Source organism: Flavobacterium pokkalii (assembly GCF_014596575.1).
In the GTDB taxonomy this organism is placed as follows: domain Bacteria; phylum Bacteroidota; class Bacteroidia; order Flavobacteriales; family Flavobacteriaceae; genus Flavobacterium; species Flavobacterium pokkalii.
In genome coordinates this window covers 155569-167882 of the sequence record NZ_NASZ01000001.1, presented here as the reverse complement: position 1 = coordinate 167882, position 12314 = coordinate 155569, and the positions used below count along the sequence as shown (strand labels likewise).

Here is a 12314-nt window from a genome sequence, read left to right as displayed (position 1 = left end):
ATTAAATAGTTAAGTCATCATTAAGCTTTGCTGAATACATTATTAACTGTAAAATTTCAATAAAAAAAGCTTATAAGAATGAGTCAAAATCTCATTGCTTATAAGCTTTTTCAGAAATCTGAAGTGTTTATTAATTCAAAATCAATGTCGCTCCGTTACAAGGAATGCTAACTTCTATTTCTTGATTTTTTTTCAGTTTTATTTTGGTTACTTTTCCATTTAATTGTGCATCATCACTGTATTGATTTAATTCAGATCCGGCAGCAATCATCGGTAATTTTACTTTCAATTTTAAGGTTTCTTTTTGAGCATTGATTCCTGCAACATACCATTTATCTCCATGACGACGGGCTAAAACAGCGTATTTTCCCGGATAACCATCTATAAATTTAACTTCATCCCAAGTCGTAGGTACTTCTTTCATAAAATCAATAGCCCATTTTGGAGCATCGGTTAAATTATTTGGTGCCAAAGCAAAATGTTGCACGCCACTTTGAAACAACACAGCCGTTGCTAAAGCATACACATCCGAAGTCATTCGTTTCGAACCTTTGTTTGGCGTATTATTTTCATTATAAAATTTGTTCAAAGCGCTACCTCCAAAATCCATACTTCCCACTGTATTTCTGATAAAAGTGTGTAACGTAGCGTTAAAAGCTTCTGCATCACAATATTTTTGACCAAAATAAAGATTCTCACTCGCTAACACGGCTTCACTGGAAACATAATTAGGAAACATTCTTTCCCAACCACGAGGCAAAGTGGTTCCGTGAAAAATTACCATCAAACCGTAATCATTGGCATCATACAAGATTTCTTCATACAACTTCATGGTCTCCTGCTTGTCACCACCAAAGAAATCAACTTTGATTCCTTTGACACCAATACTTTTCATCCAGGCCATTTCTTTACGGCGGATAATCGTATTATTCATCATTCCTCTTGGCGTTTGTGGCGCATCATTCCAATGTCCATTAGAATTATACCATAAATAGAAACTAACTCCTTTGCCGGCGGCATACTTAGCTAATTCTTCAATTTTATCACGACCTACCTGAGTATCCCAAAGCGCATCAACTAAGAGGGTTTCATAACCTAAATCAGCACTAAAATCAACATATCTCTTTTGCTCATCATAGTTCATACTTTTTTCCATACCAATAATCCAACTCCAGGTTCCCTTAGTATATTCGTATTTTTGAGAAGCTTTATAAAGCGGTTTCACCAAATCAAATGGCACTGTCGTTTCTACAATTGGAGCCAAAGTTTCTCCTAATGTAATGGTTCGCCAAGGCGTTTCTCCCGGTAATTGAATTCCAGGAGCCGAACTTCCGTTTCCGTTATTCTCACCTTCCATTGGAAAACCAATACTGTATAAACCTTTTTCATGCCCTATCAATCTGCTGGCGCAATACTGACTGTCTACCCCGGTTTCTGAAATTAAAACCCAGCCATCATTTTTAACTTTGAAAAGACAAGGAAAAGTATAACCTTCTCCATCACCATTTTTACCTAAAGCAGCATCAACAACATAGGGAATTTCATAACTAGGCATCGTTCTTTTCCAACCTGCCATTGCTTTACTTTGAGCCGATAGAAAACTGGTGGTTCCTTCAGGAAATAAAAACCCGGAAGCTTCCTCTTTTACAACAGTGGTAAGCGCTTCTTTTTGCGGATATACTTTGTATTTAAAAGCAACATCATGGTTACTTACTCTAAAAATAATATCAATTGCTGCATTATTGTCTTTAGTCAATGAAAATACAGCTTCATTAGCCACATAATGCACCTTACTTTGTTTAATATTGGGTAATTCATAGGTTTCATCAATTTTATTTTGGACTACTTTATTGCCTAATACTAATCCTGAACTAAAATCACCCACATTAGTTTTTAATCCTAAAGGTGATGATTCTAAAAAAAGCTTCCCATTATAGCTCACATTATAGGTTGGTTTACCATTATTTTCAGCAATTTTTACCTGTAGTTTTCCATCCGGACTTGTTACAACAGATTGTGCCTTTATGGCAAATGAATAAAGAAAAAAACAGCACAAAGCCGCTTTAGTACTCAGAAAACGAAGTTGTTTTGGATTTTGAAAAATCATTTAATTTTTTATTTTTTTAGTTAGTAGCTCTCAAAAATACCGATTAAATACTAAAAACCTAATTATAAAGTGTTATTTTAACACTAAAAATTACCGCATAAAAAAAAGACAGCTTTCACTGTCTTTTTTTTATTTCGAAATTAATTTAAAACATTCGTATTTGGCGCATATTTTTTTTGCCAAGCCGGATATTTATCCAAGACTTTTTGCGGACTTCCGGTGTACCAGGCATAACCGCTGCGGCGTTCTAAACTCACCTCAGCCAAGGAGTATAAAAACTCACTGTTGCGGTCACAAAACAACGGTCGGTGGGTTCCTAACTCGTAATAACGGGTCCAGATAGGTGCCGCAGCCGAATCGACCACCACGCGAACATCGCGTTTGATTTTTTTATACTTGGACTCTGTTGGTTCAATTGCAAAAGATTCCACTCTGGTGTTGAGAATTTTGGAATCGGCAAACCATTTTACAGCACTTTGAATCGATTGAATAATGCGTTCGTCAGGATTTTTTATTTTCATCAAAAACAAAACAATATCCACACTTTCGCCATTGCAAATACTTGGCGGTTCAAATTTTCGTGCCCAGGCCGGCGCCAGAGTTTCTTCGTCATGTTGCTGACACCAGGCGATCAACTGTCCTTTGTCTTTAATTTGCATATTCAAAATACAATCCAAACCCTTATCATAAGCTGTTTTGACTTTGGCTTTCAAATTTTCATCCAAAAAAGAAAAATTAGTATTTCCGCTAATCATTTTATCCAGCAAATTCATAATTCCCATATAAGCGCCGTCATTAAAAGTAATGTGACGGCTATAACCTTTTTCTAAAGGAAAATACTGTGGCCAGCCGCCATTGGCGTATTGGGCATCCAAAACAAACTGAATTCCTTTGATGCAGGCCTCTTTATATTTCTCAATTTTGGTGGCGGTATAAACCTGAGCCAAATAATAGATATGCGTATAAGTGGTCTCGTTGTCAAAAGTGGTATGCAAAATACTTTTGGTCGAAGCTACTTTTTCCTGCTGCTCCGGAGTCAAAATTGCACGCATATCGTAATTTTTAGGCCAGCCGCCATTGGCACGCTGAAACAGCATCATATTGTCGGCAATTTTAGTATAATCGGATTCTTCATATCGCGGCTGATTAGGAACAGCATTCACCAAATTCGATTCGTCTTTAATACCGTACCAATGTCTTTCGCTGTCGCCAAAAGGCTTAGTTGTAATCATATCTTCTTTCTTATCTGATTGCGCGTTTACAAAAACGCCCGAACAAAGAAGTGCGGTCAGGAAAAGATATTTTTTTTTGTTTTTGAGGGTCATCATTTATAATTTTTCAGGGTTGGTTTTTGGTTTAGAATAGCAAAAAGGAATTTGGTTTAAAACTCGCTTTTGATTTTGAAAAAAAATCTCCGGAATCGCAACTGGAAACCGGAGATTGAACTTATTTAAAATTTCACAGCTTTTTTAGGAACTGTTTCCCCAATGAATGTTTTCTTAGATAAATTGGAAGAAGTTAAATCAATATTTTGGCAGGCTGCACCATTAATCGTTATTGCTTTAGGAGAAGTCGAGTTGATCTCAACATTTTTCAAAGCACTGTTTTTAACATTATAAATCGTAAATACATTACTTTCTTTAATATCAAATTTTGCATCGCTGATTTTGATTCCGTTTCCGTCAATGATTGTAACCCCTTTATCCGCTTTTACCAGTAAATTAGAAATAGAAATGTTTTCAAGATTCATTTCCGGTAATCCCTGTAAAAATACTGCCTGAGCAGCACCATCAATGGTGATGTTTTTCATCACGATATTTTTGAACTGCGGCGTTTCTTCGTTAACCGGCATCGCTTTGCTACTAATTGTATTTCCGCCTTCGGCCAAAGTTTCAGCAATAGATTTTCCTCCGTAATACAAATCGAAAGAAATAGCCTGCGAAGGAATATCGGTCATATTAATATCCGAAATGTAGATATTTTCTACCACACCGCCGCGACCACGCGTACTTTTAAAACGCAATCCCACATCGGTTCCCATAAACGTACAATTAGTAACATACAGGTTTTTCACTCCGCCGGACATTTCGCTACCTACTGTAACTCCTCCGTGACCGTGATAAACCACATTATTTCTCACAATAACATTTTCACAAGGAATACCACGATCGCGACCGTCTTTGTCCTTTCCTGATTTGATACAAATGGCATCATCACCCACGTCAAAACTGGAATTTTCTACCAATACATTTTTACAGGATTCCACGTCCAGTCCGTCGCCATTTTGAGAAAACCAAGGGTTGCGAACCGTAACATTGCGAACAATTAAATTCTCAATCATCAAAGGATGGATATTCCAGGCTGGCGAATTTTGAAACACCGGTCCGTCAAAAAGAACATTTTTAGAATTTTGAATACTTACCAAAACTGGGCGCAGGAAATCATGAATTTTTTCAAAATCTTCTTTCGTTTTCAAATCCGGACGCACATTTTGGTCGGCACCTTCAGAGGCTTTCATAAAAACTTCCGATGGATACCAGCTCGTTTTTGATTCGTTGACCACTCCACCAGAAGCAACAAATTTTTTCCACTGATTTTCGGTCAATTTACTTCTTTTTACCTGTCTCCAAACCTCTCCAGATCCATCCCAAACTCCACTTCCAGTAAAGGCAATATTTTCTAAATTTTTACCATAAATTGGCGAAATACAACGCCAGGTATTCAATCCTTCAAAACTGGTTTCTACCAAAGGATACAAACTTTTGTCTGGCGTAAATTTGATTAACGCCCCTTTTTCGGCATGTAATTCCAGATTACTTTTCAGGATAATAGGTCCCGTTAGCCAAATTCCCGCCGGAATAATTAACTTTCCTCCTCCTTTTTGAGTCAGCGCCTCAATCGCATCGGCAAAGGCTTTGGTATTCAAAACCTGACCGCCGCTCACGGCTCCAAAGTCAGTCAGTTTAACGGAATGATTAGGAATCACCGGTTCTTTAATCTGAAGGTTTTTCAACGTATTAATTTCCGACAAATCTTTCGTTGCCATCGCACTTTGGGCTTCTACAGTAGTTGTGTGACTTGTCATCAAAAAAGTCAGTGCCACAAACAAAGGATAAAATGGTTTCTTTTTCATTTTTATTGTATTGGTTTTTAGGTCATAATTACAAATGTAATCGATTGTCCTGTAAATTTATTTAAAATTTTATTAAAGTCCTTAATTAATTTAAACCATTTATTTCAAACCTCCGAAAGTAAGTATTGTCTTTCTTAATGAAATAATAGTATCTTAGTAGGAAATTAACTTTTTATTTAAAAAAATTCAACATGAATTCGAAATTCGAAATAAAAGGATTATGGTTTTTACCTGAAAAAAAAGAAAATCGTATTCCAGGTACTTTAACATTTGATCCAATTAACGGTGGTAATCTAGAGCTAATTGGTTGTTTGGAAGAAGAATATTTTTTCTTCGAACAGAATTCTTCAGATGAATCACAAATTATTTTAGGAATTTCTACAGAAAGTGATCTTATAACTTTATATGACTGCTTCTGTTTCTCACGGAACAGTAAAACTAAAATTAATCAAGAAAGTGGACCTCCAAGTGTAAAATATTATGCAAATTTCATTTTAAAAGGTCATCATTTTGAGAATGAGAATTCACTAAAATTTAACTCCATTAAAAGTTCATTACAGAATCTTGATGAATGGGTAAATATTACAGGATTTAATCATTCCGAAAAATATGATGGAATAATCCGCCTAGAATATCAAACTCCTCAAAATGTTGAATTTGACCTACATTCTGGATATAAAGGAAAGTTCACTTTTTCTACAACAAGACCAACTTTTAATTCAAATAAACATGAATATATAACACAAATTACTGAAATACAAATTGATTCTAAAAATGAAATAAGTTTAGAAGATATACTAAAAATTTTAAGTCGCTTTAAAAATTTTTTAGTTTTAGGAATATATCGTAGCAGTTCTCCTAATTCGATTATTTTATACAATAACAATATTCAAAATGACTATGGAAAACGAGGAAAGTTTAGAAAACCTATAGAACTGTATCATACAACACAAAATCGATTAAATTTAAAAGAGAAAAGACATTTTGAAATGCTTTTTAACTATACACAAATAAAAGATTTTTTCCCACAAGCTATAAAATTATGGTATCAAAAATACGACAATCTTGATGCTGCTTTTAATTTACTTTTTGATCAATTTTATAAAGGTTCAACATTTTCTGAAAACACCTTTCTAAACTTAGCTCAATCGGCTGAAACTTTACATTCCAGATTGTATAGTCATACAAAGATTCCAAAGGAAGAATATAGCAAAATGAAAAAAACAATTCTCGAAACAACACCCACAGAATATCATTGGTGGATAAAAGAGCAATTAAATTTTGGTAATAATTTAAATCTTCATCAACGCCTAAGTGAATTACTAGAAAAATATGATCATTCAATAATAAGACAATCAATAAAAGACAAGGATAAATTCATTAAACAAGTAAAAGATTTAAGAAATTATTATACACATTATTCAAAGAGTTTAGAAAAAAAGAAAATCACTGAAAGAGAATTAATGATATTATCAGAAAAGTTAAAAATGTTATTAGTTAGTGGTTTTCTATTTGAAATTGGATTTCCAAAGGAGCTGATTGAGTCTTTATTTAAAAAAGCGAAATTTCAATTATTTCAACTCATAACAAGTGAATAAAACCTAACAAAAATCCCCTCTTCCTAACAACCAGAAAGAGGGGATTTCGATTTATTTAAAGAAAAAATTAAGCCGCTTTTTTTACTTTGTGTCCAAACACTCCAAAATAAAGAATGATTAAGAAACATACTAAAGGAATGATATAACCCGACTGAATATCATCGTGATTCATATCAATCAAAGTTCCCATTCCGTAAGGTAAGATCGCTCCTCCAACGATAGACATGACCAGCCAGGAAGAACCGGTTTCGGTATTGTTTTTCAAGCCAACTAATCCCAAAGAGAAAATCGTTGGGAACATAATCGACATAAAAAATCCAATAGCTCCTAAAGCATAAATTACTACAATACCACTACCATAAATAGCCACTGCACAAAGGATCGCACTCAAAACAGCATAAATAGAAAGCAATACATAATCTTTTACATATCTTAAAAAGAAAGTTCCAATAAAACGACCGCCCATAAACAGTACTCCATAAAGTCCTAAATAATAAGCTGCTGTTTTTTCATCCATATTTGCACCCTGTTCTGCCATTCGGATAAAGAAACTGGTCACACAAACCTGCGCTCCTACGTAGAAAAACTGAGCAATAACTGCCCAACTCAAATGACGGTATTTTAAAACCGAAAAAAATCCGGGTTTCACTTCTACCTCTGCATGATCTGGTTTCATAGATGGCAAATGCATAAAATAAAACAACACTGCCACCAAAACTAAAATTGTTCCTAAAACAATATAAGGCATTTTTACAGCAGCAGCTTCACCCGCTAAATAGGATAATCTTTCCGCCTCAGGCATCACCGCCATTTGTTCCGGAGTAAAACTTTTACCGGAAAGAATAAACATTGACCCTATTATTGGAGCAACCATAGCCGCTAAACCGTTAAAAGAAGCCGCCAAATTCAATCGTTTGGAAGAAGATTCAGGAGGTCCTAAAATGGCTGCATAAGGATTGGCACTGGTTTCCAGAATTGTCAGTCCGCAACCAATAATAAATAAGGCTAACAGAAACAATTCATAAGCTCTTGTATTCGCTGCCGGAACAAACAAAAATGCCCCTGATGCAAATACCAAAAGACCAATGATAATACTGTTTTTATAACCTACTTTTTTAATAATCATTCCCGCAGGAATTGCCATTAAAAAATAAGCCAAAAACACTGAAGTATCAATTAATGTTGATTGTCGGTTATTCAGCTGACAGGCTTTTTTAAGATGTGGAATCAAAATTGAATCCAAATTATGAGCCATTCCCCAAAGGAAAAACAAACTCGTAATTAAAATAAAAGGCAACACATAATTAGGGCCTTTTCCTCCCTCAGTCGGCACATTGTGCTGGTCACCCATCTGATTTGTTATTTGCATAATTTAAAATTATAGGTTGGTTAATTTTTCTTTTTTACCAGTAACAAATGATCACATACCATTACCACTTCACCTCTTTGGTTAATGATTTCCACGTGTTCGGTTACCGTTCCCATTTCCGGTCTTTTGGCTTCTCCTTTTTCAGAAATCGTAATTTCCGAGTGGATTGTGTCCCCAATGTGAACCGGTTTTACAAATCGCATGCGGTCATAACCTTTAGAAAAAGCTTCCGGATTAATTTCCGAAGCCGTCAATCCGATTCCAATAGCAAAGACCATCGTTCCATGAGCAATACGCTGCCCAAAAGGCTGGGTTTTACACCACTCTTCGTCCATGTGATGGGGAAAAAAATCGCCTGTGTGTCCGGCGTGAACCACAAAATCCGTTTCGGTAATGGTTCTTCCCAGCGTCACACGCTTTTCATTTAATTGATAATCTTCGAAAAAAGTTGATTTGAAATACATATTTTTAGTTTTTTAGTCTTTAGTTGTTAGTCCTTAGCAATTAGTCTATCCTTAAAAACTAAGGACTAACAACTAAGGACTTTTTTCGTTTTTATAACTCCATTTGTGGAATTCCTCCATTTTTATTACTGATATAGCAGGCTTCCACCACTTTCATAGTTCCCAGTACATTTTCTACACTGGCATGCAATACCGGATCCGAACCTTCTTTAAAACGCATCAAATTGGCCATCGTACCCACAAAAGCTTCCGGAAACCAGGAACCTTCCAATTGCACTTTAGTCCATTCATAATTCCCATTTTCATTTTGCACCGCATATTCGAAAACATCTTCCAATCCCACAGGATAATTCATCAACAAGCCCATTTTGGCTTTGACAGCGCCTTTAGTTCCTTCCCATTTTATGTAACTTTCTTCATGCTGTGGCCCAAAATGATGATCGTGATTCGTATTGATTACGGCACGCATGGTATCGCCATAATCTAAAATAATAGTCGAACGCGATGATGACAAATCCTTCAACGGATGCTTCCAAGTTTTAGCCAAAACTGATTTTGGATCACCCACAAAAGAGCGAATACAATCAATATAATGCACACTATGGAACAAAATCTCCAATCGTGGATGCACTTTCACCACAGGAAACATTTCCCAAGGCGTATTTACCGTTACTTTGAATTCCAAATCATACAATTCACCAATGATTCCTTCGTTGATCAAATGACGTGCAGCGGCTACGAATGGCGCAAAACGCAATTGGAAATTAATCGCACCCACCAAATTTTTTCTTTCGCAAACGGCAAGAATTTCTTTGGCTTCGGCCAAATCATTTCCCATTGGTTTTTGGATTAAAACAGCCGCACCATCAGGCAATTGTTCTAAAATTTCAATGTATTGCTCCGGCATCACCGTAATATCATAAACAGCATTAGCGGGAGCATTTTTAACCGCATCTGCTACGGTTTCAAAAACATGCGGAATTCCAAATTCTTCTGCCATAGCCTGTGCTTTGGCAAAAGTTCGGTTAGTAATTCCAAAAACTTCAAATCCTGCCATTTTATAAGCAGGTAAATGGGCATCTTTTACAATTCCGCTGGCACCAATAATTACTATGGGTTGTTTGGTTTTGGGTAATTCAGGTTTATAGGGAATATGCATCATTATAGTATTTTTTCAATTTCAATTTGTGTATTTTTTAATAAATCCGCTGATGGGATCTCTGTTTTTAAAGCGGTCAAAACCATTTGGTCAATCAAAATGGCGATATCCGGCCAAACCGCTATTTGAGGTAAAGTATGTGCATTTTCATGCAAACTTTCCAATTTATGATAATAAGGAATTGTAGCGTTGATTTCCGGATCTTTCCAGGTCGATTTTCGACAACCAATTCCTCCTTCATTGGTTAATAATTTATCACTTTCGGCAGTGGTTGCAAAGCGTAAAAAATCATAAGCCAGTTGTTTGTACTTACTTCCGGTTCCAATGGTGTACAACCAATACACATTTAGCGAAGCTGTTTTTCCGCCTTCGGCAAAAGGTAAAGTTGTAACATCTACTTTTCCTTTCACCTTAGATTCGGCAATTACCTCCGACATCGAAGCAAATCCAAACCAGTTGATGGTCATCGCAGCTTCTGCATTGGCGAAAGCCATTCCGGCTTCAACAGAACCAAAATCAATAGAACCCGGATGTACCGCATCAGTTTTCTTAACGATGTAACGGTAATAATCCAATGTATCAATAGCAGCCTGAGTGTTAACGTTTACACGATTTTCATTGTTGATCAAAGAACCTCCGCGAGTCCATAAATGCAGGCAAAAATCAAAAACCATATTATGTCCGTCAGGATAATTGGCAAAAACGCAACCGTATAAATTTTCATCTGGGCGATTAAAAAAAGTAGCCATTTGTTCAAATTCCAGCCAGGTTTTAGGTGGCGCTAATTCATAACCATACTCCTTTTTGAAATTTTCTTTTTCAATTGGATTTTCAAATAAATCTTTTCTGTAAATCAAACATTCAGGACCATCATGAAAAGGCAATCCATGAATTCCACCGTCAATTTCCTGTAAATGCAACAACGAATTATGCCAGCCCTGAGGGAAATCCTGAGGCGCTTTTTGAGCTATATAAGGTCTCAAATCCTCAACCGCTTTTGCATGAGTGGCATCAAAAATCCAGTCGGTATTGATGTGGGCAATATCCCAGTCACCTTTTTTCAAACCTTCTTCACTAATGGTTTGCTCATACAAATCATGTAATTCCATAGGCACCATTTCTACCGCGATACTAATATCGTTTTTTAGACAAAAGGCATCCCATAGTTTTTGCATGGCCGTTTCAAAAGGCCCAAATTTTCGAACTGCAATTCTAAATGTTGAATTTTCCATTAGCAAAGATTAAATTCTTTAATAATTTTTTCGTTATCCTGACCTAATTTCGGAGAGGCTTTTCCAAATGTAAATAATTCTCCGTCAATACGAATAGGACATCGCGTAGTTTTATAGCGATACCCATCGGTCATTTCAACTTCCTGAACAAAGTCTAAAACCCGGAATCCTTCCTGGGCAAAAAGTTGTTCGTAGTTTAAGACATTGGCACACCAAATATCAGCCGGCTCTAAAATATTTAACCAATATTCGGAATCCTGCGTACGCAAATGTTCAGCCAAAATCGATTTGATTTCGTCTCTTAAAATGAATTTGTTTTCCGGAAATTGTTTCAATGCTTCACAAGACAAAAGTTCTGCCAGCACCGGAATCGATCCCATGGCTAAACTTATGTAACCATTTTTGGTTTGATAAATTCCGTAAGGCGCTCCTAAATACGCATTGGCATTATTGGTTTTGGTTCTTACCGGTAATTCGCCACCGTCATTAAAGAAGGTCGTAATGGTTTCAAACTGAAAATCAAATGCCGATTCCAGCATGCTTACTTCTACTTTTGCTCCGATATTTTGAATCACTTTTCGATACAAAGCCGCTAAAATTCCTTGCGCCAAATGTGCTCCGGCCAACATATCCACAATAGACAATCCCATAGGAACCGGACCATCACCTTCATTTCCGGTAAGCCAGGTCAATGCTGTTAAGGATTGCAATAACAAATCCTGTCCAGGCTTGTCTTTAAAAGCTCCTTTGGATCCATAACCACTTATCGAGGCATAAACCACATTCGGGTTTATCTTTTGTACTTCTTCATAACTCAGCCCGATGCGTTCCATAACACCCGGTCTGAAATTATGCATCACTACATCGGCTTTCGCCAATAGTTTCTTCAGTTTGGCTAATTCTTCTGGTTGTTTAAAATCGATGGCAAAAGATTCTTTGTTTCGATTGATCGTATGAAAAACAGAGGATTCTCCGTTCATAATCAAATCCGAAATATATAAAGTACGGCAAATATCACCTGTTCCGGGTTTTTCAATTTTAATCACGCGGGCTCCTAAATCCGCCAAGCGTAAACTGGCAGAAGGTCCCGAAAGAAACTGACTGAAATCAATAATTAAATAATCTTCTAAAGGTTTCATTTTTTTGTTTAACCGTTTTTATAGTTTATTCGTTGAATCGTTTATTTTTTCATCCCTAACTGTTGAAGCGTGATTATTTGTTAAACATTTTAATACATTAAACAATTCAACAA

Annotated in this window: 9 protein-coding genes; 1 reads left to right on the top strand and 8 read right to left on the bottom strand. The window is 36.2% G+C overall.

Features of this window, described 5'->3' with window-relative positions; translation table 11 throughout:
* Nucleotides 1–130: 130 nt before the first annotated feature.
* From B6A10_RS00740 to B6A10_RS00730, 3 genes are all read right to left on the bottom strand, one after another.
* Nucleotides 131–2107: a glycoside hydrolase family 97 protein gene (locus tag B6A10_RS00740; RefSeq protein WP_188219321.1), complete on the bottom strand. Its 1977-nt coding sequence runs from the start codon at nt 2105–2107 to the stop codon at nt 131–133.
* A gap of 140 nt (nt 2108–2247) precedes the next feature.
* On the bottom strand, nt 2248–3435 hold the full coding sequence (pelA, locus tag B6A10_RS00735; RefSeq protein WP_238929345.1) for a pectate lyase: 1188 nt from the start codon (nt 3433–3435) through the stop codon (nt 2248–2250).
* Between the two features lie 122 nt (nt 3436–3557).
* The gene (locus tag B6A10_RS00730) at nt 3558–5240 is read right to left on the bottom strand and encodes a glycoside hydrolase family 28 protein (RefSeq protein WP_188219320.1); all 1683 of its coding nucleotides are present in this window, start codon (nt 5238–5240) and stop codon (nt 3558–3560) included.
* A gap of 191 nt (nt 5241–5431) precedes the next feature.
* Between B6A10_RS00730 and B6A10_RS00725 the strand changes: the two genes are divergently transcribed.
* Nucleotides 5432–6838 carry an ApeA N-terminal domain 1-containing protein gene (locus B6A10_RS00725; protein ID WP_188219319.1) on the top strand — a complete coding sequence of 469 codons (1407 nt, stop codon included), beginning with the start codon at nt 5432–5434 and terminating at the stop codon, nt 6836–6838.
* A 67-nt stretch (nt 6839–6905) separates the two neighbouring features.
* Here the strand turns inward: B6A10_RS00725 and fucP are convergent, their stop codons facing one another.
* From fucP to B6A10_RS00700, 5 genes are all read right to left on the bottom strand, one after another.
* On the bottom strand, nt 6906–8207 hold the full coding sequence (fucP, locus tag B6A10_RS00720; protein WP_188219318.1) for an L-fucose:H+ symporter permease: 1302 nt from the start codon (nt 8205–8207) through the stop codon (nt 6906–6908).
* A gap of 20 nt (nt 8208–8227) precedes the next feature.
* Nucleotides 8228–8671, bottom strand: a complete 444-nt coding sequence (locus tag B6A10_RS00715) for a MaoC/PaaZ C-terminal domain-containing protein (protein WP_055091646.1) — start codon at nt 8669–8671, stop codon at nt 8228–8230.
* 91 nt (nt 8672–8762) lie between these two features.
* A complete protein-coding gene (locus tag B6A10_RS00710; RefSeq protein WP_238929344.1) occupies nt 8763–9833 on the bottom strand; it encodes a Gfo/Idh/MocA family protein in 1071 nt (356 codons plus the stop codon).
* Entirely contained in the window at nt 9833–11062 is a 1230-nt protein-coding gene (locus B6A10_RS00705) for an extracellular solute-binding protein (RefSeq protein WP_188219317.1), read from the bottom strand. The genes B6A10_RS00710 and B6A10_RS00705 overlap by 1 nt, the downstream gene beginning before the upstream one ends.
* Nucleotides 11062–12201: a CaiB/BaiF CoA transferase family protein gene (locus B6A10_RS00700; RefSeq protein WP_188219316.1), complete on the bottom strand. Its 1140-nt coding sequence runs from the start codon at nt 12199–12201 to the stop codon at nt 11062–11064. Before B6A10_RS00700 ends, B6A10_RS00705 begins: the two co-directional genes overlap by 1 nt.
* Between the last annotated feature and the right edge of the window lie 113 nt (nt 12202–12314).